This is a genomic window from Streptomyces abyssomicinicus, from assembly GCF_008974245.1.
Lineage (GTDB): Bacteria > Actinomycetota > Actinomycetes > Streptomycetales > Streptomycetaceae > Streptomyces > Streptomyces abyssomicinicus.
In genome coordinates this window covers 853,692-875,711 of sequence record NZ_BBZI01000006.1, presented here as the reverse complement: position 1 = coordinate 875,711, position 22,020 = coordinate 853,692, and the positions used below count along the sequence as shown (strand labels likewise).

19 protein-coding genes are annotated in these 22,020 nt (G+C 74.1%); 13 read left to right on the top strand and 6 right to left on the bottom strand.

Going from position 1 to position 22,020, the window contains the following annotated elements; translation table 11 throughout:
- Window positions 1-385: 385 nt before the first annotated feature.
- The 4 genes from GBN72_RS34065 to GBN72_RS35190 all read right to left on the bottom strand — a co-directional run bounded on the left by GBN72_RS34065 (window position 386) and on the right by GBN72_RS35190 (window position 3,563).
- Window positions 386-550: a hypothetical protein gene (locus GBN72_RS34065; RefSeq protein ID WP_164540557.1), complete on the bottom strand. Its 165-nt coding sequence runs from the start codon at window positions 548-550 to the stop codon at window positions 386-388.
- A gap of 169 nt (window positions 551-719) precedes the next feature.
- On the bottom strand, window positions 720-2,459 hold the full coding sequence (locus GBN72_RS11270; protein WP_151771562.1) for an amino acid adenylation domain-containing protein: 1,740 nt from the start codon (window positions 2,457-2,459) through the stop codon (window positions 720-722).
- A gap of 531 nt (window positions 2,460-2,990) precedes the next feature.
- Complete coding sequence (locus GBN72_RS35195) at window positions 2,991-3,314, bottom strand: GNAT family N-acetyltransferase (RefSeq protein WP_246212421.1); 324 nt, start codon at window positions 3,312-3,314, stop codon at window positions 2,991-2,993.
- 3 nt (window positions 3,315-3,317) lie between these two features.
- Window positions 3,318-3,563: a GNAT family N-acetyltransferase gene (locus tag GBN72_RS35190; protein ID WP_246212420.1), complete on the bottom strand. Its 246-nt coding sequence runs from the start codon at window positions 3,561-3,563 to the stop codon at window positions 3,318-3,320.
- Window positions 3,564-3,707: 144 nt separating this feature from the next.
- Here GBN72_RS35190 and mscL point away from each other — a divergent pair, with 144 nt between their 5' ends.
- The 10 genes from mscL to GBN72_RS11215 all read left to right on the top strand — a co-directional run bounded on the left by mscL (window position 3,708) and on the right by GBN72_RS11215 (window position 17,420).
- Complete coding sequence (gene mscL, locus GBN72_RS11260; protein WP_151771561.1) at window positions 3,708-4,199, top strand: large conductance mechanosensitive channel protein MscL; 492 nt, start codon at window positions 3,708-3,710, stop codon at window positions 4,197-4,199.
- A gap of 61 nt (window positions 4,200-4,260) precedes the next feature.
- On the top strand, window positions 4,261-5,277 hold the full coding sequence (locus tag GBN72_RS11255) for a hypothetical protein (RefSeq protein WP_151771560.1): 1,017 nt from the start codon (window positions 4,261-4,263) through the stop codon (window positions 5,275-5,277).
- Window positions 5,278-5,332: 55 nt separating this feature from the next.
- Complete coding sequence (locus GBN72_RS11250; RefSeq protein WP_151771559.1) at window positions 5,333-8,398, top strand: DEAD/DEAH box helicase; 3,066 nt, start codon at window positions 5,333-5,335, stop codon at window positions 8,396-8,398.
- Window positions 8,395-10,023: a hypothetical protein gene (locus tag GBN72_RS11245; protein WP_151771558.1), complete on the top strand. Its 1,629-nt coding sequence runs from the start codon at window positions 8,395-8,397 to the stop codon at window positions 10,021-10,023. The genes GBN72_RS11250 and GBN72_RS11245 overlap by 4 nt, the downstream gene beginning before the upstream one ends.
- A 4-nt stretch (window positions 10,024-10,027) precedes the next feature.
- Window positions 10,028-10,588: a dihydrofolate reductase family protein gene (locus GBN72_RS11240; RefSeq protein WP_151771557.1), complete on the top strand. Its 561-nt coding sequence runs from the start codon at window positions 10,028-10,030 to the stop codon at window positions 10,586-10,588.
- A gap of 44 nt (window positions 10,589-10,632) precedes the next feature.
- Window positions 10,633-11,568 (top strand): endonuclease/exonuclease/phosphatase family protein, encoded by a 936-nt coding sequence (locus GBN72_RS11235; RefSeq protein ID WP_151771556.1) that lies wholly within the window; start codon window positions 10,633-10,635, stop codon window positions 11,566-11,568.
- 485 nt (window positions 11,569-12,053) lie between these two features.
- Complete coding sequence (locus GBN72_RS11230; RefSeq protein ID WP_151771555.1) at window positions 12,054-12,827, top strand: isoprenyl transferase; 774 nt, start codon at window positions 12,054-12,056, stop codon at window positions 12,825-12,827.
- A gap of 696 nt (window positions 12,828-13,523) precedes the next feature.
- A complete protein-coding gene (gene phoH2, locus GBN72_RS11225) occupies window positions 13,524-14,849 on the top strand; it encodes an RNA 5'-3' helicase PhoH2 (protein ID WP_151771554.1) in 1,326 nt (441 codons plus the stop codon).
- A 482-nt stretch (window positions 14,850-15,331) separates the two neighbouring features.
- Window positions 15,332-16,021, top strand: coding sequence for an aggregation-promoting factor C-terminal-like domain-containing protein (locus GBN72_RS11220; protein WP_439959747.1), 690 nt, complete (start codon window positions 15,332-15,334; stop codon window positions 16,019-16,021).
- A 163-nt stretch (window positions 16,022-16,184) separates the two neighbouring features.
- Complete coding sequence (locus tag GBN72_RS11215; protein WP_151771552.1) at window positions 16,185-17,420, top strand: AI-2E family transporter; 1,236 nt, start codon at window positions 16,185-16,187, stop codon at window positions 17,418-17,420.
- Between the two features lie 137 nt (window positions 17,421-17,557).
- Here the strand turns inward: GBN72_RS11215 and ahpD are convergent, their stop codons facing one another.
- Both ahpD and GBN72_RS11205 read right to left on the bottom strand, forming a co-directional pair.
- Window positions 17,558-18,091, bottom strand: coding sequence for an alkylhydroperoxidase, AhpD family (gene ahpD, locus GBN72_RS11210; RefSeq protein WP_151771551.1), 534 nt, complete (start codon window positions 18,089-18,091; stop codon window positions 17,558-17,560).
- A gap of 3 nt (window positions 18,092-18,094) precedes the next feature.
- Window positions 18,095-18,649, bottom strand: a complete 555-nt coding sequence (locus GBN72_RS11205; protein ID WP_151771550.1) for a peroxiredoxin — start codon at window positions 18,647-18,649, stop codon at window positions 18,095-18,097.
- Between the two features lie 341 nt (window positions 18,650-18,990).
- Between GBN72_RS11205 and GBN72_RS34605 the strand changes: the two genes are divergently transcribed.
- From GBN72_RS34605 to GBN72_RS11190, 3 genes are read left to right on the top strand one after another with little or no spacing between them, the layout of a single operon-like run.
- Window positions 18,991-21,108: a hypothetical protein gene (locus GBN72_RS34605; protein WP_174887110.1), complete on the top strand. Its 2,118-nt coding sequence runs from the start codon at window positions 18,991-18,993 to the stop codon at window positions 21,106-21,108.
- A gap of 56 nt (window positions 21,109-21,164) precedes the next feature.
- Window positions 21,165-21,569, top strand: coding sequence for a roadblock/LC7 domain-containing protein (locus GBN72_RS11195; protein WP_174887109.1), 405 nt, complete (start codon window positions 21,165-21,167; stop codon window positions 21,567-21,569).
- A gap of 9 nt (window positions 21,570-21,578) precedes the next feature.
- Window positions 21,579-22,004: a hypothetical protein gene (locus GBN72_RS11190; RefSeq protein WP_151771549.1), complete on the top strand. Its 426-nt coding sequence runs from the start codon at window positions 21,579-21,581 to the stop codon at window positions 22,002-22,004.
- Window positions 22,005-22,020: the final 16 nt, after the last annotated feature.

The following is a 22,020-nucleotide window of genomic DNA, read 5'->3' as shown; positions in this document are numbered from 1 at the left end:
GCGGGTGCAACCCGTGCCGAGGCAGGGGCATTCCTCCGCCCGTCCCCAGGTGACAGGGGTCACGTGCAGAACGGGCGGAGGAAGCGCGGGGTTCCGGTCGGCGCGGTGCGGGCCGTCATGTCGGGCACGGCGCGCACCGGCGGCAGGTTTCGGTCGTCCGGGGAGAAGTTTCTCAGATTCCCCCGAAGCGCAGCAGGGCGTCGGCCCATCGGCGCCGGCCCGGTGCCGGGCGGGCGGAGGTCAGCAGCAGCCCGGGCCGGCGGGCCCGGATCGGCGGTCACCGATCGTCGGGCCCGGATCGTCGGGCCCGGATCGTCGGGCCCGGATCGTCGGGCCCGGATCGTCGGGCCAGGGTCGGCGGGCCCGGGCCGGCGGCGCGGGCCGGTCAGTGGCGGGTGCGGCGGCCGCCCAGACCGGCAAGGTGCAGGGCGACGGCGGCGAGACCCAGGAGGGTGAGGTTGCCGGAGCTGAACACGGCGTTGGTGTCGAGTTCGGTGACGTTGATCAGGAAGGCGAGGACGAACAGCACGGCACCGGCTATGGCGAGCATGGGGCTGACTCCTTGTTGTTCGGTTGTATCCGTCGTCTCGGGGCGGGCGGCGGCCCCGCGTCCCTCGGCCGGGGCCGCCGCCCGTGCCTTCCCGTCTGCCCTCGTTCCGGGCGATCAGGCGCGGCGAGGAACCTTCGCCCCCTCGGGTCCCGGCCGCCCGCGACAGTTGTCAGTTCGTCCTGGTGTTGGTCAGGTGCGCGCCTATGTAGCCCACAATCACCCGGCCGGTGATGCCCTTGGTGTCGTCCAGGAAGTACACCCGCGGTGAGGTGCTCCCCTTGCTGTCGATCTTCAGGTGGGACTGCATCTCCGCCATGCCCGACGCGTCGACCGTCTCCGGAACCGGGAAGATCCGCTCCTCGCCCCACCGGTTCATCGTCGTCTCCGACTCCACCAGCGCGACCTGCTTGCGCGGCCACTCGCCGCCCGACTGCTGGGAGGAGCAGTACTGGTAGAAGCCGCCCTTGAACCCGTCCTTCGCCGCCCGGGCGTAGGCGTTCAGCGCCCGCAGGCCCTTCCACGCCTTGGCCGCCCAGATGTGGCCGCGCTGCGCGTCGTCGAGTTCGAGCGCGCGCTGGGCGTCCGCCGTCACCAGCACGCTGTCCAGGCTGTCCAGGCGCTCCCACACCGTCCGGAACGATTCCGGGGCGCCCGCCGCCTCCTTGACGACCGTCTCCTCGTAACGCCCCTCCTCGCACAGGCGCTCGCGCAGGACGTACACCTCCGCCTTGGCGGCCTCCTCGCCGTCCATCGCACGCAGGGCCGTCTCCATGTCCTCCTCGGCCCGGGCGACGGCCAGGTCCCGCTGCTCCTCCAGCGCCGCCGTGCTGCGCGCCGACAGGTCCGCGTCCAGCCGGGCCTGCCGCAGTTCCTCACGCGCCCGGTCGAGGTCCGCCCGCAGGCGCTCGTTCTCCCGGCGCAGTGTGGACGCCTCGTCGGCGCGGGGCGGCAGCAGGAGGGCCGGCGCGTCCGGCACGTCCGGCGCGGCGGTCCCCTTCCCGTCGGTGCCGCGCCGCCGCGTGGACTCGTCCGGGAAGAGCACCGTCCGCAGCGGCCGGGGGAGCGGAGCCTCCGTGGACAGCCGCTGGACGGCCCGGACCATGCCGAACCAGGTCCGGTCCTCGGCGTCGCACATCCGGGCCGCGGTCACGAACCGGTGCCGTGAGGCGTCCTTGCCCCAGCCCGGGTCGACGTCCCGCAGGTAGGCGCGCACGGCCCCGGGAGCGATGCCGTGGTGCTCGCCTATCGCCTCACGGAACGCGTCCACCGCCTCCAGGTCCGCCAGCAGGTACAAGGACGCGGCCCCGGCGGCCTGTTGGAGGATGCGGTCCAGCCGCTCCGACCAGAGCCCGTCGGCGGAGGGCCGGGCAGGCTGCGCCGCCACCACCACCGGCAATCGGCGCTCCGGGTCGCAGAGCACGTCCATCAGCGTCTCGACGCCTCCCGCCTCCACGGACTGTGCGTCCAGCGTCAGCCGGGCCGATCCGTCCTCCGGGCGCAGCGCTGACACCAGGTCCCGGACCAGCGCGGGCCGCCCGGGCGCGGGGTGGGCGCCCGTGTCGGGGAACACCGTGTCGTTGTCGCGGAAGACCTCCAGGCCCACCGACACCGCGGCCATGTCCCGTGAGGCCAGCGCGGTGATCGTGGTGCGCCAGACGGCCTCCGCCCTCTCCTCCCGCAGTTGCAGGCGTATCGCACGGCCGGTGCCGCCGGGGAGGCCGGCCGTGTGGTTGGTGAGCACCGTGGCCTTGTCGAGGCGGTGCCGGCCCGGGGTCAGCGGCACGGTGCCGCCGAACCTGCCCTCCAGCCACTGGGAGCTGGTCCGGCGTACGTCCCGGAAGAGGGTCTCGGCGCCCGGAACGGTCAGTACCGCTCTGTGGGCGAGGGGATGGTCGCTGAGGTCCGTCACGGTCGGTACTCCCTCCACGCAGGCGGGGCCTCGCGACCCCGCGCCTATCGCAGAGCCCCTGCCCGGCACCCTGCCGTACACAGGAGTTCGACGCTTGTCCCGGAAACGAGCGCGGAAATGCGTGAGTTCCAAGCGTCCTTCGAACGAGTGAAGGACGGCTTGTTTGTTGACGGTGCCGGGTGATGTTGAGCGGTGTTGAACAGTGTTGAGTGGTGTCGGGTCGCGGCAGGGCCGCCCGTCACGCTGGCCGGAAGGGGCGGCACCCGGGATGTGAGAAATTCCCCTCCGGTTCGGCGCATGAACCGCGCCGCGCGGGCAACAAGGGCAGCACCGTCGTGGCCGGGTGCGCCGCACGGGGCGTGTGCGGCGGACGACGCCGCACGACGGCGACGCCCCGCCGGCGCCCCGGCCCGACGCGACTCCCACTGCCCCCGGAAGGGGCCTCACCACCCCCGGGAAGGGCCTCCCCATCCCCGGGAGGGACTCACCGCCCCCGGGTGGGGGCCTCACACACCACTCCAGGAGGGGACCTCACCGCACCCGGGCGTGCAGGCGCGTGTCGTGCCACCCGTCGAGGTGCCGCATCGCACGGTGGCGCGTGCCCTCGACGGCGTAGCCCGCCTTCCCGGCCACCCTGCAGGAGGCCGGGTTGGCGGTGAAGTGCAGCAACTCCACCCGCACCAGGCCGATTTCGCCGAAGGTCCACGCGGTGGCGGCGTCGACGGCCGCTGGGCAGATGCCGCGTCCGCGAGCGGCGGGGGCCGTCCAACAGGAGATTTCCGCCTGCCCCGTCAGTCTCTGGAAGCGCTGTGGCGACACGCGTCCGAGCAGGGTGTCGTCGTGGGTGTCGGCCACTGCTCAGTGCACCGCGCTGCCGTCCGTCCAGCGCCGGCGCCGGTCGGTGATCCATGCACGGGCCTCGTCGACGGAATCGGCGCGCCGTAGGTTCCACCGCTGGATCGCCGGGTCGCGGAACACCTGCTCCAGGGCGGGGGCGTCCTCCTCGCGCCAAGGCCTCGGAACCGCTCCGGCGGCGGCCAGGGAGGGCTGCCCTCCAGGCTGGAGCGGCCCGGGGGAGAGCGCGTGATCGACGAGGAACGGCATGGGCGCATCGTGCCAGGACGGGCGAGGGGCGGGGAGACGCCGGGTGCGGTCCTCGCGGTGACACGGGCCCCCTAGGGTTCTGCATCGTTGTGTTTTCCCGACGACGGCATCCCGTCGGTGGATTCGGTACGGAAGGGGCCTCGGGTGAGCGAGGAGAAGGTCAGTGTGCTGGAGGGCTTCAAGGCCTTCCTGATGCGGGGCAACGTGATCGACATGGCCGTCGCGGTCGTGATCGGCGCGGCGTTCACCAACATCGTCAACAAGATCGTCGAGGGCGTGATCAACCCCCTCGTCGGAGCCTTCGGCACGATGGACCTGGCGCAGTACAGCACCTGCCTCAAGGGTGACTGCACCAAGAAGGGGCAGGGCGTCGAGATCATGTGGGGGCTGGTGCTCAGCGCCACCCTGACCTTCCTGATCACGGCGGCGGTCGTCTACTTCCTGATGGTCCTGCCGATGTCCCGCGTCCTGGCCCGCCAGGCGGCCCGCCGCAAGGCCAAGGAGGAGCAGCACGCGCTGGCGTCCGAGCCGGTGACCGTCACCGAACTGGAGGTCCTCCAGGAGATCCGCGACGCCCTGGTCCACCAGCGGCAGGGCGGCACCGCGGCCGGCGGGAACGTGGTCTCCCCCCGCTGACCGGCACCGCCGGGCGGGAAAGCGGCCCGCCTCGCCCGGCCCGGTCATTACAGTCGTGCCCATGACCAGAACGACCCCGCCCCGACCGCTCGACGTCGAGGCCCTCTTCCCCGAGCTGGCGCGGCACCGCGGCACCACCACCCGGCTGCACCCCCGCCCCGGCACGCCGGCCGTGACGGACAGCTCGGTGGGCGGGCCGCTGCTCCGGCCCGCGGACGAGGCGTGGCCGGTGTGCACGGAGCCGCACGACCGCGGCACCGGGTACCGGACCGCGGACGTCCGCGCCGCGCGGCGGGACCGCGGGGCGCGGCAGGACAGGGGCCGCCTGCTCGACCTGCCGGACGACCACCCCGTGCCGATGATCGCGCTGGCCCAGCTGTACCGCCGTGACGTCCCGGACCTGCGCCCGGGGCCGGACGGGGCCGATCTGCTCCAGCTCTTCGCCTGCCCCTTCGACGCCCACGGCGACACGGGCCACGGGATGAGCGTCCACGTCCGCTGGCGCCGTTCCGACGCGGTGGCCGAGGCGGAGGCGGCGGACACCCAGCCGGAGCCCGAGGTGGTCGGATGGCCGGGCTACGTGCCCGAGCCGTGTGTCCTGCACCCCGAACAGGTCGTCACCTACCCCTTCGCCGGATGCCTCCCCGAGGAGCTGGAGGAACGCATCGGCGCGTGGGAGGAGGAGCTGGAGGAGGAGGCCGAGAGCCGGACCGTCGTGAAGCCGTGGGCGGACCTCGGCCCGGACGGCGACTACGGCGACGACATCCCCGAGGTGCCCGGGTACCAGTACGACCTCTCCATCCCCCCGGGCTGGCGCGCCGGCGGTTACGCCTCCTGGCACCTCACCGATCCGTACCCGATGGACTGCCGGACGTGCGGCACGCCGATGGAGCTGCTGCTGACCGTGGACAGCCGCGAATGGGACGGCACCGTCAGCTGGCGTCCGGTGGAGGACGACGGGCTGCCCGCGCACCCCCACGCCTCCCCGACCGAGGTGGTGGTCGGCCGCTGGGGACAGCTCAACGTCTTCTCCTGCGCCGCCGACCCGGCCCACCCCCACCGGTGGAGCATCCAATAGGCCCGTCGTCGCCGACGCGCCGGGCGCGCCGTTCACCCTGAGGGAGACTGTGCGCATGGTGAGGTTGACGCGGGGCCAGACGGCCGAGCTGGTGCGGTGCGCCGCGGTCTTCGAGCCGGGCGACCCGGCGCGTACCGGGCGCGTGGCGTTCCGCCGCCCGGACGGTACGCCGCCGCCCCGGCTGCCGGCCGGGGAGCGGGGATGGGCCCGGCTGGTGGTGCCGGACGGCGGCGGCCGCCCGGTGCTGCGCAGCGTGCCGGTCGTGCGGCTCACGGTGGACGAGGCGATCCCCGTGCTGGCCCTCGCGCGCCGCGAGCACGGAGCCCCGGGGCGCGGCCCCGCCCCGGACGAAGGCCCGCACCCCGCCACCGCCTTCTGGGGCGGTGTCCTGGCGCTCGGCCTCCAACTGCTGGCACGCGAGCGCGCGTTGCCGGGCGTCTCGCCGGGCGGGTACGACACATGGCGGGCCGGGCCGTTCGACGCGGAGGACGTGGAGCGCCTCCGCGAGCTGGTGCGCGCCGCCCCTCCGGAGGCGGTCGCCGCGCCCGACTCCGACGTCGACGCCCTGGTCCGCGCCTTCCTGGACGCGGTCGCCGACACGCTGCCGCGCACCCCCGCCGCCGAGACCGCCACCGGCCGGGCCGCCTTCGCCGCCGCCGAGCCGCAGTACGTGCCCCAGCTGAGGGCCTGGGCGGACGAGATCTCCGCCGGGGTGGACTCGGGGGTACGGGTCTCGCTGCACATCGAGATCGTCGACCCGGCCGCAGCCCCCCACCCCCGCAGACCGGGCGACCGCGCCTCGACGCGCCGCACCCCCGCGGGCGGCACACCCACGGGCGGCGCCCCGGCGGGCGGCACCTCGACGCGCCGCGCTTCCGCGGGCGGCACCCCCGCGGGCGGCCCCCCGGCGGGCGGCGCTCCCGCCACCCGCCTGATCCCGCGCGCCCACAGCCTCGCCGATCCCACCCTCACCATGGACGCCGACGCCCTGTTCGCGGGCGCCGACCACGCGCTCGGCCCGGCCGCCCAGGCCGACATGGTGCGCGCCCTGCGCCGCGCCGCGGACGTGTGGCCGCCCCTGGCCCGCCTGCTGCCGGTGCCCAGGGCGCTCGACCTCACCCCGCGCGAGCTGCGCGACCTGCTGGGGACGGCCGGTGGCCGCCTGGCCGCGCAAGGGGTCGAGGTCGTCCGGCCGCCGGGTGCGGAGGCCGGCGCCCTCACCGCCCGCGCCGTCGTCGGCCCCGGACCCGAGGGCGCCGACGACCTGCACGCCTTCTTCGGCGGCCCGGGCGGCGGCCCGGGCGGCGGTTCCGTCCAGCTGACCTGGCAGCTGTGCCTGGACGACGACCCGCTCACCGAGGAGGAGGCCGCCGAGGTCACCGCCGTGGTGGAGGCGGGCGGCTCGGCCGTCCGGCTGCGCGGCCGGTGGGTGCTGATCGGCGACGCCCCCGCCCGCACCGTCCGGGAGAAGGGCGGGCTGAGACCGCTCACCGCCGTGGAGGCGCTGGCCGCCGCGCTGACCGGCGGGACCGAGGTCCAGGGAGCCGAGGTGCCCGTGCTGCCCGACGACAGGCTGGTCGAGATCGCCCGCCGCCTCACCGAACCCGGGCGCGGCGACGACACCGACGTCACCGGGCCGCCGGTCGCGCTCACCGCCACCCTGCGCGACTACCAGCTGCGCGGCCTGACCTGGCTGCACCGCCTCACCTCGCTCGGCCTCGGCGGCTGCCTCGCCGACGACATGGGCCTGGGCAAGACCGTGCAGCTGATCGCCCTCCACCTGCTGCGGCACGAGCGCGGCGAGACCACCGGCGGTCCCACCCTGGTGGTCTGCCCGGCCTCCCTCCTCGGCAACTGGGAGCGTGAGGTGAAGCGTTTCGCCCCCGGCACCCCGGTCCGCCGCCACCACGGTCCCGGCCGTGACCTCGAGGGCGTCAAGGACGGCTTCGTCCTCACGACCTACGGCACCATGCGCCTGGACGCCCCCCAGCTCGCCGCCGTCCACTGGGACCTGGTCGTCGCCGACGAGGCCCAGCACGTCAAGAACGCCTACTCCTCCACCGCCAAGGCGCTGCGCCGCATCGGCCGGGACGCCGTCCGGATCGCCCTCACCGGCACCCCGGTGGAGAACAACCTCTCCGAGCTCTGGTCGATCCTCGAATGGACCACCCCCGGACTCCTGGGCGGCCACACCCGGTTCCGACGCCGCTGGATCGCCCGCATCGACGCCGAACGCACCGGCGGCGCCGCCGCGGCGGGCGCCGGGGAGTGGTCCGCCGCCGAGCAACTGTCGGCACTGGTGAGCCCGTTCCTGCTGCGGCGGCGCAAGAGCGACCCCGGCATCGCCCCCGAGCTGCCGCCCAAGACGGAGACCGACCGCCCCGTCCCCCTCACCGCCGAACAGGCCGCGCTCTACCGCGCCCAGGTCGAGCGGGCCATGGCGCGGATCCGCGCCGCGGGTGCGCAGGAGGGCGGCGACGGGGCGTTCGCCCGGGCCGGAATGGTGCTCCGGCTGCTCACCTCGCTCAAGCAGATCTGCAACCACCCCGCGCAGTTCCTCAAGGAGGACCCCGCCCAGGCCCCGCTCGCGGGCCGGTCGGGCAAGCTGGAGCTGCTCGACGAACTGCTCGGCACCATCCTGGCCGAGGACGGCGCCGCCCTGGTCTTCACCCAGTACGTCACCATGGCCCGCCTCCTGGAACGCCACCTCGCCGCACGCGGGATCCCCGCCCTGCTGCTCCACGGCGGTACCCCGGTCGCCGAACGGGAGCGGCTGGTGCGGCGGTTCCAGGACGGCGAGGCGCCCGTCTTCCTGCTCTCGCTCAAGGCGGCCGGCACCGGCCTCAACCTGACCCGCGCCGACCACGTCGTCCACTACGACCGCTGGTGGAACCCGGCCGTCGAGGCGCAGGCCACCGACCGCGCCCACCGCATCGGGCAGACCCGGCCGGTGCAGGTGCACCGGATGATCGTCGAGGGCACCGTCGAGGACCGCATCGCCGCCCTCCTGGAGGCGAAGAAGGAACTGGCCGACGCCGTCCTCGGCTCGGGCGAGCAGGCGCTCGCCCGGCTGTCCGACGACGAACTGGCCGATCTGGTAGCGCTGAGGAGCAGCCGATGAACGACGCCGCGGTACCACCGGCCGGGTCGCCGCGGGCCCGGACCCTCGCCGGTTTCCCCACCCGCCGAGGCGGCCCCGTCCGCGGCCGGACCGCCTGGGGGCGGGCCTGGGCGGCGGCCGTGGAGGAGGTCTGGCCGGAGGCCGAGCCGCTCCGGCGTGGCCGCGCCTTCGCCCGCTCGGGCCGCCTCGGGCCCGTCACCGTCGCCCCCGGGAGGATTCGCGCCGAGAGCTTCACGGGGGACGCCGCCCACGTCACGGAGCTCACCGTGCGGGTCCTGGACGATGCGGACTGGGACCGCGTCTGCGAAGCCGTGGCCGACCGGCCGGAGCCGACGGAGGCCCTGCTGGAGGGTGTCCTGCCCGTGGAGCTGGCCGAGGCCGCCGAGGAGACGGGACTGCCCCTGCTCCCACGGCACGGCGACCTCGACGCCGACTGCGGCTGCGGCGCGCCCGAGCATCCGTGCGCGCACGCGGTGGGGCTGGCCGTCCAGACGGCCTGGCTGCTCGACCGGGACCCCTGGCTGCTGCCCCTGCTGCGCGGACGGACCCGTGAGGAGGTGCGGGACGACCTCAAGTCCGAACTGCTCCTGCGGGCGATGACGGAGGCCGTCGCCGAGGCCGACGACGGTGCCGCCGGCGACCGGGACGACGAGCCCGGCGCCCACGGCGCACCGGCCCGCCGCCGGCCGGCGGGCCCACACGGCGCACCGGACGACGACCGGCCCCCCGCCGGCGACGGCGCCGGCGGTGAGCGGGAAGCCGGGGCGCGCACCGGCGAGGAACCTGTGCCCGCGCACCCCGTCGCCGCTCACCGCGTCGGCACGGACGCCTTGGGCCGAGCGGCGCACCACCGAGCGGCGCACGACCAGCAGGCCTACGACCAGGAGGCTCCCGATGAGGAGGCCCCCGACGCGGAGGCGTTCGACCAGGACCCCTGTGCCGCGGACCCCCCGGAGCCGGACGGCAGGGCGCCGCGGAGCAACCGGGCCGCGTACGCCCGTGACCGGGTGCCGCTGCCGGAGCTGCCTCCGCTGCCCGGACCGCCGGCCGGTGCGGAGGAGCCGCCGGCCACCGGGATCGAGGCCGACCCGCTGGACCGGCTGGTCGCCGACGCCGCGGTGCGGGCGCGGGAACTGCTGGCCCACCTGCACGGGGCCGGCGGCGACGAACCGCCGCCCCCGCCCGACACCTGGCAGGACACCGTGCGGCTCGCGGCCACCCATCCGGACCCGCGGGCACGGGACCGGCTGCGGCAGGCGGTGGCCGACCGGGCCGCGGAGCGCGGCCTCGACCTGGACGCCGACCTGCTGGCCGAGGCCTGGCGCACGGGTGGCGCGGCCGGACTGGAGGTGCTGGAGCACCCCTGGACGCCGGGGCCGCACCGGACGGCGCGGGCCCGGACCGCGCTGGCCGAGGCGTGGTCCCCCGACGAGGAGCCGGTGATCACCGTCGAGGAGAACCGGTTCACTTTCGGGGAACGCGGACCGCAGCTGCGACTGGGCCGGGACGGCCGGTGGTACGGATACCGGCGACAGGGCGGGACCTGGTGGCCCGCCGGCGAACCGGCCGCCGACCCCGCGGCCGCGACCGCCGAACTGCTGGCGGCGAACGAGAGGCGTCGGTGAGGCCATGCGGAACGTGATCCTGAACATGTCCGTCTCGCTGGACGGATACATGGCGGCTCCGGACGGCGACATCTCCTGGCACCTGGTCGACGAGGAGGTGCACCGGCAGATCAACGGGTTCCTCGCCCCGGCCGGCGCCTTCCTCTGCGGCCGCCGCAACTACGTGATGATGGACGGCTTCTGGCCCACGGCCGACCAGGACCCCGACAGCCCGGAGCCGATGCGCGAGTTCGCCGCCGTCTGGCGGGACACCCCCAAGGTCGTCTACTCCCGCACCCTCGACCGCGTCGGCCGGAACGCCACCCTCGTCCGTGACGTGGTGCCCGAGGAGGTCCGCGCCCTCAAGGAGCGGTCCGGCGGCCCGCTCTTCGTCGGCGGGGCCTCGCTCGCCGCGTCGTTCCTCCGCCACGGGCTGATCGACGAGTTCCACCTCTACGTCCACCCGGTGATCCTCGGCCGGGGCCACCGGCTCTTCCCCGAACTGGACGCACGCGTCGGCCTCACCCTCGCCGACACCCGGGTCTTCACCAACGGCGTCGTCCTGCTCCACCACCGCAGGGCCTGAACACGGGCGGAACCGGACCGGCCCCGTCCGCGTCCTGCTCCCACATGGCCCGGAACCGGATACGAAGGCACGCTCCCGTCCTGCTCGCCCTGCTGGTGTCCGCCCTGCTGGCGGGCCACTCGCTGGTGCCCAACACCGGCCCCCGCCTCGGGAGCCTCCTGGAGACCTTCCTGCCGTGGCCGGGGCTGGTCGTGCCGCCGTTGCTGCTGTTCGTCCTGCTGCGCCGCCGCACGCCCGTGGCGGTGTGCGCGGTGCTGCTGCCGGCCCTCACCTGGGCCTGGCTCTTCGGTCCCCACCTGCTGCCGCGGGACGACCACGGCGCGGACCTCACCGTCGTCCAGCACAACGTGAGCGACGAGAACCCCGACCCGGCCGCCACCGCCCGGGCCCTCGCCCGTCCCGGCCCCGACCTGATCGCCCTCCAGGAAGTCACCTCCGCCACCCTCCCGGTCCTGCGGTCCGCGCTCACGGCCGACTACCCGCACCACGCCTCCCACGGCACCGTCGCCCTCTTCTCCCGCCACCCCCTCACCGACGTGCGCCCGCTCGACATCCGCCCTGCCGGGGTCGACCCCTCCTGGCAGCGGGCCCTGAGGGCGACCGTGCGCCTGCCCCGCCACGGGGAGATCGCCGTCCACGTGGCCCACCTCCCGTCGGTCCGCATCACCCCGACCGCGGGCCTCACCTCCGCCCGCCGCGACGAGAGCGCCCGCCTGCTCGCCGCCGAGATCGACGCCGAGACCCTGCCGCGGGTCCTCCTCCTCGGCGACCTCAACTCCACCCTCGACGACCGCGGCCTCTCGCCGCTCACCTCCCGCCTCCCCGCCCCCGTCCACGGCCTGGCCTTCACCTGGCCCGCCTCCCTCCCCCTCGCCCGCATCGACCAGGCCCTCGCCCGCGGCCCCCGTGCGATCGACGTCACGCCCCTGCCCCCCACCCCCAGCGACCACCTCCCCCTGCTGGCCCGGGTCCGCCTCTGACCACGCCGTGGGAGCCGGGGCCGCCGCTGCCGCCGCAGGCGCGGACGCGGGCCGGAGGTGTCATCCGGGCGCGCCGGTGGTCGCCCGGAAGGGCGAAGCGGCGCGCCGGGGACACCGGCGCCGCAACGGTCTGTGAAACAGCGGCTTCGGGGTGGGAATGCCTTGGAATGGAATGTGATGTCAGCCTCATGGGAGGGGAATCGATCATCCCGACGCGAGCCGAGAGGGCGAAGTGACCCCATTCGTCCTGGACGTCGCGTCGCTGACCGACTCCGGAGCGTAGTTGTTCGGCGCCAATGTACGCGCCATCCCTTACGAAGGGTTATGGTGGAACTCCCCCCCTCGGGCCGGTCCGTCTCCCCCCCACGGACCGGCCCGTTTTCTTTGCCCCGGCAGGGGGCCCCGTCCTCCCGGGGGGCGGGCAGGGGCGTGGCGGGGCAGGGGTACGCTTCCCGGGGGATCCGCACGGAGGGGCCGACATTCACGTGAAGCTGCGCGACAACCTTCGCCGTCTGCTTGTCAGGGTCTACGCACGCCGCGTCGAGGGCCACCTCGACCACGACCAGGTGCCCAAGCACATCGGCGTGATCATGGACGGCAACCGGCGCTGGGCGAAGGCGGCCGGCGGCACCACCGTCGAGGGCCACCAGGCCGGCGCGGAGAAGATCGAGGAGTTCCTCGGCTGGTGCGCCGAGACGGACGTCGAGGTCGTCACCCTCTGGCTGCTCTCCACGGACAACTTCGACCGTCCGCAGGAGGAGCTCGTCCCGCTGCTCGGCATCATCGAGGGTGTGGTGACCTCCCTGGCCGCGGACGGGCGCTGGCGCATCCACCACGTCGGCACCACGGACGTGCTGCCCGACGGCATGCGGCGCACACTCAAGGAGGCCGAGGAGGCCACCGCGGGCAACGAGGGGATACTCGTCAACGTCGCCATCGGCTACGGCGGGCGGCAGGAGATCGTCGACGCGGTGCGGTCGGTCCTCCAGGAGGCCTCCACGCGCGGCGCGACCCTGGACGAGGCCGCCGAGACCATCGACGTCGAGCTGATCGGCCGCCACCTCTACACCGGCGACCAGCCCGACCCGGACCTGGTGATCCGCACCAGCGGCGAGCAGCGGCTGTCCGGGTTCATGCTCTGGCAGACCGCGCACTCCGAGTACTACTTCTGCGAGGTCTTCTGGCCGGCCTTCCGCAAGGTCGACTTCCTCCGCGCGCTGCGCGACTACGCCGCCCGCCACCGGCGTTTCGGCGGCTGACACCCCGGCCCGGCACCCCGGCTGCCACGTCGGTCACCGCGCCGACGGGCCGCCCGGTCCGCAACGCCGACGCCCCCGCCGAGGCCCGCAGCGCCGACGGCCCGCAGCGCCGACGGCCGCAGCGCCGCCCCGGCCGCAGCGTCACCGCGCCCGACGCGCCGCCGCCCTGGGCGCAGTGCCCTCCGGGCCGCCCCGGCCGCCGTGCCGGCTGGACCTCGGTCGCCGCCCCCCGACCGTCCCGTGGGATACCGGCAGGGGCCCTGCCCGGGCCGTTCGCAGGCGCGGCCGACGTGGCGCGAAACGGACGGCGCCGACCGGCGCACGCCGGGCGCAGTCGGGCCACGGAGCGAGCCGATCGCCCAACTCCCTTGCCATGTCCGGGTGTTCACACAGGGGTGCGCGGCGTGGGAGAGGTGTCGCACGACGAGGCGTGACGACGGCATGGTGAGGGCCGTGGGCGGGCATAACCCCTGCAGGTCGACGCCCGAACCACGGGTGTCACACCTCAGCGGGCGGCGCAGGGGCCGTCCGTCCGGGAGGCCCATTGCACCAGCCCGACCGTGCCGCTTCCGCGGCCGCGGAAGCAGCGGGGGGCCGGTTCTCGGCCCGCGCATCGGCGCCGAGACCGGTCCAGGCCCCGTCGTCATCAGACACCGTCGTCGCTCCCCGACCTTCCCCGAGGGGGTACGTCCTTCCGTGGTGACCAGCGCACAGCGCCACAAGCCCGACCGGCGCACCTACGTTCTCGACACCAGCGTCCTGCTGGCCGATCCCAACGCCGTCCACCGTTTCGACGAGCACGAAGTGGTGCTGCCCGTCGTGGTGGTGACGGAACTGGAGGCCAAGCGGCACCATCCCGAGCTGGGCTACTTCGCGCGGCAGGCGCTCCGCCTGCTCGACGACCAGCGGGTGCGGCACGGGCGGCTGGACGCGCCCATTCCGATCGGAGACCTGGGCGGCACCCTCAGGGTCGAGCTCAACCACTCGGACCCCAGTGTGCTGCCCTCGGGCTACCGGCTGGGCGACAACGACTCCCGGATCCTCGCGGTGGCCCGGAACCTCCAGGCCGAGGGATTCGACGTCACGGTCGTCTCGAAGGACCTCCCGCTCAGGATCAAGGCGTCGTCGGTCGGTCTCCTCGCCGAGGAGTACCGGGCCGAGCTTGCCATCACGGACTCCTCCGGGTGGACCGGAATGTCCGAACTCACCCTTTCGGCGGAGCAGGTGGACCTGCTCTTCGAGGAAGGGCGGGTGCACGTCCCCGAGGCGGTCGACCTTCCCGTCCACACCGGACTGCGGATCAGCTCGGAACGGGGCAAGGCGCTGGGCCGGGTCACCGCCGAGGGCGACGTGCGGCTGGTGCGCGGGGACCGCGAGGTGTTCGGGGTGAAGGGCCGCAGCGCGGAACAGCGGGTCGCCCTGGACCTGCTGCTCGACCCGGAGATCGGCATCGTCTCGATGGGCGGCCGGGCCGGCACCGGCAAGTCCGCGCTGGCGCTCTGCGCGGGCCTCGAGGCGGTGCTGGAGCGGCGTCAGCACAAGAAGATCATGGTGTTCCGCCCGCTCTACGCGGTCGGCGGCCAGGATCTCGGCTACCTGCCGGGCTCCGAGAGCGAGAAGATGAACCCCTGGGCGCAGGCGGTCTTCGACACGCTCTCCGCGGTGACCGGCCGGGAGGTGATCGAGGAGGTCACCTCGCGCGGAATGCTGGAGGTCCTGCCGCTCACCCACATCCGCGGCCGTTCGCTGCACGACGCGTTCGTGATCGTCGACGAGGCGCAGTCGCTGGAGCGGAACGTGCTCCTGACGGTGCTCTCCCGGATCGGCGCCAACTCCCGTGTGGTGCTCACCCACGACGTGGCCCAGCGGGACAACCTCCGGGTGGGCCGGTACGACGGAGTGGTCGCGGTGGTGGAGCGGCTGAAGGGGCATCCGCTCTTCGCCCACGTCACCCTCAACCGTTCCGAGCGGTCCCAGATCGCCGCGCTGGTCACGGAGATGCTGGAGGAGAGCGCGATGTGATGGTCCGGAAAAGATGGATTTCAGGTGATGTGTGACGCCTGTCGCGTGCGACCTGATGAGCATCTCTTTCCAGTGAAGTCGACCGTCTCGCAAGGAATGTGGACGCCGTCCGGCAAAGGCACGGGAGCCTAGCCGGGCGGCGTTCGCGCGTCCTCCGGATCGGTGAAATTCCCCTGTGTGTGGGCCATGTGAGCTTTCACACGGCACAGGGAATTGCCTTGCGGTGTCCGGTTACGGCAGAGTCTCCCTTCTGTCAGGCCCCGCATACGGCTCACCGGTGCCCCCAGCGGCACCGCCCCCATGAGCATCAAGGCCAACTGCATAGCGCAGCCGTATGCCGCCCGAGCTGTACGTGGCTCTCCCGCGCAGGGAGTTGCCCACCGGGTCCGCGCCTCCGTGACCCCGTTGTTGGGAGGCCAGCGCCAAGGGCACGAACGCGTCCGCCAGGGTCACCGATGCGGGCGATGCTGGAAGGAAATCGTGTGAGCCGGATCTCGGTCCGGGGATTCGCGGTGGCTTCGGCCACGGCGGTCACCGCTGTCGGAAGTGTGGTCGGCGTCGCGACGGGCAGCACCGCCCAGCCCAACGACACGCAGGCAGCCGGCGAGGGCGCCACGCTGCTCCTCGCGGACATCCCGGCCGGCCAGCAGGCCGACGTCCAGGTCGCGCACCTGGAGGCCCAGGCCGACGCACAGCTGATCGCCGCCGACTACGAGGCCCGCAAGGGTGCCGAGGCGGAGGCGCGCAAGGAGGCCGCCAAGAAGGCGATCGCCAAGAAGCAAGCCGCGGAGCGCGAGGCCGAGCAGGAGAAGGCCGACCGGGCCGCCCGCGACGACGCGGCCCTCGCCGACGCGAGCAGCTTCGCCGCCCAGTCCTCCTACTCGGTCGCGCAGATCCAGGCGATGGCCCGTTCGATGGTCGCCGCCGACCAGTGGCAGTGCTTCAGCAACATCGTCGACCACGAGTCGGGCTGGAACTACAAGGCGGTCAACCCGTCCTCCGGCGCCTACGGCCTGTTCCAGGCGCTTCCGGCCTCCAAGATGTCGACGGCCGGCGCCGACTGGCAGACCAACCCGGCCACCCAGATCAAGTGGGGCCTGAACTACATGGAGGGCCGCTACGGCAGCCCCTGCGGCGCCTGGGACTTCTGGCAGGCCAACCACTGGTACTGACCGGACCGGAGCCGTGACGGCACGGGGGCGTCGCCCCCGCGCCACCCCGCGTTCGTGCGGCAGCCCCTCACCGTCCTACGGTGAGGGGCTGCCGCCATGTACGGTCGTGCGGACCAACTGACACGCCCGGAGTGACGGGGAGAGACGGGGGCAGAGGACGACCATGGCGCGACTTCCTGACTGGGCGGGCCGGCTCGGCGCCGGGCTCAACGCCGCGGGCAAACGGTGGGAGGAGCGGCGTGCCGAGGCGCGCCATGACGAGGGGAGCGAGTCCGACCAGGAGCCGCTCATCGTGCAGCAGGTGGTGGTACGCCCCGACCCGGCCCAGGTGGTGCCGTGGGGGCTTCGGGTGGCCGCCGAGGCCGCCTGGCGCCTGCTGGTCCTGGCCGGCACGGTCTGGGTGCTGATGCGCGTCATCAGCTCGGTCCGGCTCATCGTGCTGTCCTTCGCCGGCGCCCTCCTGGTCACCGCGCTGCTCCAGCCGCTCTCCGCCCGCCTGATCCGCAGAGGGCTCCCCCGCGGCGCCGCCACCGCGTTCACCGCCGTGCTCGGCTTCGCGGTGCTGGGCCTGCTGGGCTGGTTCGTGACGTGGCAGATCATGGAGAACGCCGACAACCTGTCGCGACAGGTCCAGGGCGGCATCGACGACCTGCGGCTGTGGCTGCTCAACTCCCCGTTCCACGTGACGGAGAGCCAGATCAACGGCATCGCCGAGAACCTGCGCGAGGCGGTCGGCTCCAACACCGAGTCCCTGACCTCGGCCGGCCTCGAAGGCGTCACGGTGGTCGTCGAGGCGCTCACCATGCTGCTGCTGATGATCTTCTGCACGCTCTTCCTGCTCCACGACGGCAAGAAGATCTGGCGGTGGACGCTCAAGCTGGTCCCGGTGGCGGCCCGGCAGGGCGTCGCGGGCGCGGGACCGATGGCCTGGCGGACGCTCACCGCCTATGTGCGCGGCACGGTGGTGGTGGCACTGATCGACGCCGTCTTCATCGGGCTCGGCATCTACTTCCTGGACGTGCCGATGGCGGTGCCGCTGGCTGTCGTCATCTTCCTGTTCGCCTTCATCCCGCTGGTCGGCGCCTTCGTCTCCGGCGCGCTGGCGGTGCTGGTCGCGCTGGTCACCCAGGGCGTCTTCGTCGCCGTGATGACGCTGGTGGTGGTCCTCGCGGTGCAGCAGATCGAGGGCCACATCCTCCAGCCGTTCATCCTCGGGCGGGCGGTGCGGGTGCATCCGCTGGCGGTGGTGCTCTCCGTCTCCGCCGGCGGGATGATCGCGGGCATCGGCGGCGCGGTGGTGGCCGTGCCGCTGGTCGCCGTCCTCAACACCGTCGTCTCCTACCTGCACCGGCACGCCCACCGGTCGAGCGTCCCGCCCTCCGGGGCGACGGCCGTGTGACCGGGCGCCGGGTCGCGTGAGGGGCGGGCACCGTACGGTGCCCGCCCCTTCGGCGTCCCGTCCCCGACGGGCTCAGCGGACCTCGGTCGGCCTCGGCGGGCCCGCAGGAGTGCCCTCGGCGGGGCCTCGGCAGTGCCTCATGAGGACAGCGCGGCCTCGGCGTCGAGGGTGACGGCCACCGCCTGGAGGACGGCGGCGATCTTGGTGGCCTCCTGGACCACGTCGCGGGAGACGCCCGCCTCCCGCAGTTTGTGCTCGTGCGCGTCCAGGCAGGCACCGCAGGCGTTCACCGCGGAGACCGCGAACGCCCACAGCTCGAAGTCCGCGCGGTCCACGCCGGGATCGCCGAGGACGTTCATCCGCAGCCCGGCGCGCAGCGAGCTGTACTCCGGGTCGGACAGCAGGTGGCGGGTGCGGTAGAAGACGTTGTTCATGGCCATGATGGCCGCTGCCGTCTTCGCCGCCCGGTACGCCTCCGGCTTCAGGTTCTCCCGGGCCTCCGGCTCCAGTTCACGCAGCACGAGAGGCGAGCGGGAGGCGATGGCGCAGGCCAGCACCGTCCCCCACAGGGCCTGGGTGGGCAGCAGCGAGTTGCCGATCACGGTGCCCAGGTTGAGCCGCAGGTCCTTGGCGTAGTCCGGTATGGCCGACTTCAGTTCGGCGAGCGCCATCGGTCACCCACCCGCCAGCAGCGACGCCGCGTCCAGGGTGGCCTCGCCCTTGTTCCAGTTGCACGGGCACAGCTCGTCGGTCTGGAGGGCATCCAGGACCCGCAGCACCTCCTGCGGGTTCCGGCCGACCGAGCCGGCGGTCACCATGGTGAACTGGATGTCGTTGTTGGGGTCGACGACGAAGACCGCCCGCTGGGCGTAACCGTCCTCGTCCTCGATGCCGAGCGCCCGCATCAGCTCGTGCCGCGCGTCGGCCAGCAGCGGGAACGGCAGTTCGCGCAGGTCCGGGTGGTCCTTGCGCCAGGCGTGGTGGACGAACTCCGAGTCGCCGGAGAAGCCGAGGACCACGGCGTCGCGGTCGGCGAACTCGTCGTTCAGCCGGGCGAAGGCGGCGATCTCGGTCGGGCACACGAAGGTGAAGTCCTTCGGGTAGGAGAAGACGACCTTCCACTGACCCTCGTAGGTCTTGTGGTCGATCCGCCGGAACTCCCCGCCCTTCTCCAGCGAGACGCAGGCGGTGAGTTCGAATTCCGGGAACTTGTCACCGACAGTGAGCACGGGCTCTCCCTTGCAGGGGGGTGGACGTTCCTCGTGATCGTGGCACAGACGGGGTCCTTTCCTGAAATACGCCAACTCGCGGGTTTTGTGGCAGACGGGCGAGGTGGGACAGGGGTGAAGTTATCGGTCCTCGATCGGTCAAATGCGCGACCCATGGCGGGGGTTGCGTGGCGTGAGTGATCAGGTCCCGTCACCTGGCGACAGGTTCGCTCGCATGCGGCCGACAGGCGCCGAGCCGCTGCTAGACATTGCCCCCTCAGGGCGACGTGTCAGGCAGATGTGCGACGGCGGTGGTTCGGATCGGGGGTGTGATGTCGGGCGTTCCGGGCGGGCTTCCGGGCGTGCTTCTGGAGGGGCGTCCGGACGGGGGCGCGCGGCGGTCGCTCGACCGGGCCGGCTACGGGCGGCTGTCCGGGGCGCTCGCGGAGTGCGGACGCGAGGAGTTCACCGGGGAGCTGCGGGTCGCGGGCAGGCCCGGCGGCAGTTTCCACCTGCGGGGCGGACTGGTCGTCGGGGTGGAGAGCCCCGGCGCTCCCGGCCCGGAGGCGCTGCTGCTGAGGTCCGGCCGGGTCACCGGCGAACGCTGGGCGGAGTTGGTGCGGGACTCCGGCGGGCGGCGGTGGCCGGAGGACCAGCTCGTCGCGGACGGATGCGTGGGGGCGGCCCAGCTGCGGGTGGTCTGCATGCTGGCGCTGCAGGACGCGGCGTTCGCGGTGGTGGCGGGGCGGGTGGAGGAGTGCGAGCGGCACGCCCGAGGGGCGGGCGCGACGGAGCCGGTGGCTCCGGTGGGAGTCGGGGAGACGAGTGGGCGGCTGCTCCAGGAGGCGGTGCGCAAGCTGACCGCTCTGGACGGCATGGCCTTCCCGGTCCGCCCCGAGCACGAGACCCCGGCGGTGACGGCCGGGGCCGAAGCGGCCCTGCGCAACGGGCTTCTCACCCCGCTCCGCCGTGAGGTGCTGGCCCGCGCCGACGGCCGCAGCACGGCGCGTGACCTCGCCTTCCGGCTGGGCCGGGGCGTGTACGTGGTGACCGTCGAGGTCGCCCGCTGCCTCGCGGAGGGTCACCTCCACTGCCCGGCCGCCCCGTCCCCGATCCGCGTCGGCCCGCTCCCGCGCGACGGGGTCACGCCCCGTGCGCCCGCGGTGGCCCGGGCCCTCGCGCGGGGCCCGGCCGTCGCCGGCGAGGAGCACCCGGCCGGTGGCGGGGCGGCTTCCTCCGAGGGCCTCGCGGCGGAGGCCGCCGGGGGTGGCGGGGGCGCGGGCGGGGGGTTCGGTGCCGTCGGCGCCCGCGCTGCGGACCGCGCCCCGTCCGCCGAGCGGCCCTCCGCGGGTGGCGGTGCCGCGGCCCCGGCAGCGGGCCGGCATCAGGGCCCTGATCCGACCCGCGCCGACGGGCCGACCCATGTCGTCGGGGCGGAGGCCGCCGGGGGTGGCGGCGCGGGCGGGGGGTGCGGTGCCGCCGACGTCCCCGCTGCGGACCTCGCCCCGTCCGCCGAGCGGCCCTCCGCGGGTGGCAGTGCCGCGGCCCCGGCAGCGGACCGGCACCAGGGCCCTGATCCGACCCGTGCCGACGGGCCGACCCATGTTGTCGGGGCGGAGGCCGCCGGGGGTGGCGGGGACGGGGGGTTCGGTGCCGCCGGCGTCCCCGCTGCGGACCTCGCCCCGTCCGCCGAGCGGCCCTCCGCGGGTGGCGGTGCCGCGGCCCCGGCAGCGGACCGGCACCAGGGCCCCGCCCCGAACCGCGCCGACGGATCGACCCACGCCGACGGACCGGACGGCGCCGACGCGACGCGGTCGACGTCCGCGCCACCCGGCGCCCCCACCGATCCTGGTGACCCGAGCGACCCCGGTGACCCGAGCGATCCCCGTGACCCGGGCGATCCCCGTGACCGGACCGATTCCATCGATCCCGGCGACCCCACCGATTCCGGTGACCCGAACGATTCCATTGATCCCGGTGACCCGAGTTATCCCGGCGCCCCCACCGACCCGGCCGATTGCCGTGTCCCGAACGATTCCATCGATCCCCGTGGCCCGAGCGACCCCACCGACCCCACCGACCCCACCGGCCCCGGCGGTGCCGGGGCGGCGGTGGGGGTGCCTGTGGCGGCCGGGGGAGCGGGGAGCGCCGGGGCGGCGCGGGTGATGTCCGGCGGGGCGAGTGGGCCCGACGGGGTGGACGCCGCCCGGGTGCCGTCCACCGGGGCCGGTGGCGTCGGGGCGCAGCCCGGTGGGGGCGGGGCGGTGCGGGGGGAGGGCCGTGGCCGGGCGGGGTGGGAGGCGGTGGTGGCGTTGGCGGCGGTCACCGAGCCGTCGGCGGTGCGGGCGCGGGCGGCCCCGCCCGAACGGCTGCCGCGGCGGGAACCCGGGGCCAGCGGGATCACCGAGGTCCTGGGGCCGGGTCGCCGCGGGACGGCCTGGAAGGGGTTCTTCCGGCTGGCGGACGAATCCCGGCGATGACGAGACGACGACGAGCACCGACGAGTACCGGCGACGGCGGACAGGGGAGTGGGGCCATGGACCACGAGGCGTTGGCCAGGGAGATGCAGGACCTGCGCCGGAGGGTGACCGGCATCACCGACACGGTGGTGGCCGCCGCCGACGGACTGCTGATCGCGGCGGACACCGCCGAGTCGATCGAGCCGGAAGGCCTCGCCGCCCTCGCCGCCGCGGGCCTCGGTCTCGCCCGCCGCACCAGCGACGCCACCGCCCGCGGCGTGCTCCGCAGGACGGTGACCTACGGCAGTCACGGCTGCGCCGCCTTCTACGCGGTCGGCGACACGGCCCTGATGGTCGTGCTCGGCGACGAGGGCGTCGACGTCGAGCGCCTGAACGCGGCGGTACTGCCCGCCGTCGACCGGATCGAGTCGATCCTGACCGGCACCACCCGTACGAGCCGTTCCCCCAGCGCGAGGATGTGACCGAAGAAGATGACCACCAGACCGATGGCGGGTTTCTCGGACCAGGTGACGGGCCTGGTCAAGACCCTGCGCAACGAGGCGCCCGACTGCGTGGCGGCGGGCGTCGTCGACATGGCGACCGGCATGCTGCTGGCCTACGAGACCGTCGACTCCCACCCGCCGGAGGTCCTGGACCTGCTGGCCGGAGCCACCCTGGACCTCTTCCAGGGGCGCACCGTGGTGATGATCGAGGACCTCTTCAAGGAGCGCCGCGGCGTCCTGAGCGACGACCACTTCTTCCAGGAGATCCTCGTCAACAGCGACAACCTCACCCACCTGTTCGTGAGGATGACCGAGCAACAGGACGTGGTCGCGGTGGTCGTCTGCCGCAAGGCCGTCAACGTCGGCATGCTCTTCGCCCAGACCCGCCGGGTCGTCCGCGCGCACGGTCTGTAGCCACCGGCCGGCCGGG

Coding starts and splice junctions, on each gene's coding strand:
- GBN72_RS34065 (WP_164540557.1), bottom strand. CDS start 550: ATGCTCGCCATAGCCGGTGCCGTGCTGTTCGTCCTCGCCTTCCTGATC.
- GBN72_RS35190 (WP_246212420.1), bottom strand. CDS start 3,563: ATGCCGTTCCTCGTCGATCACGCGCTCTCCCCCGGGCCGCTCCAGCCT.
- GBN72_RS11255 (WP_151771560.1), top strand. CDS start 4,261: ATGACCAGAACGACCCCGCCCCGACCGCTCGACGTCGAGGCCCTCTTC.
- GBN72_RS11250 (WP_151771559.1), top strand. CDS start 5,333: ATGGTGAGGTTGACGCGGGGCCAGACGGCCGAGCTGGTGCGGTGCGCC.
- GBN72_RS11245 (WP_151771558.1), top strand. CDS start 8,395: ATGAACGACGCCGCGGTACCACCGGCCGGGTCGCCGCGGGCCCGGACC.
- GBN72_RS11240 (WP_151771557.1), top strand. CDS start 10,028: ATGCGGAACGTGATCCTGAACATGTCCGTCTCGCTGGACGGATACATG.
- GBN72_RS11235 (WP_151771556.1), top strand. CDS start 10,633: ATGGCCCGGAACCGGATACGAAGGCACGCTCCCGTCCTGCTCGCCCTG.
- GBN72_RS11215 (WP_151771552.1), top strand. CDS start 16,185: ATGGCGCGACTTCCTGACTGGGCGGGCCGGCTCGGCGCCGGGCTCAAC.
- ahpD (WP_151771551.1), bottom strand. CDS start 18,091: ATGGCGCTCGCCGAACTGAAGTCGGCCATACCGGACTACGCCAAGGAC.
- GBN72_RS11195 (WP_174887109.1), top strand. CDS start 21,165: ATGGACCACGAGGCGTTGGCCAGGGAGATGCAGGACCTGCGCCGGAGG.
- GBN72_RS11190 (WP_151771549.1), top strand. CDS start 21,579: ATGACCACCAGACCGATGGCGGGTTTCTCGGACCAGGTGACGGGCCTG.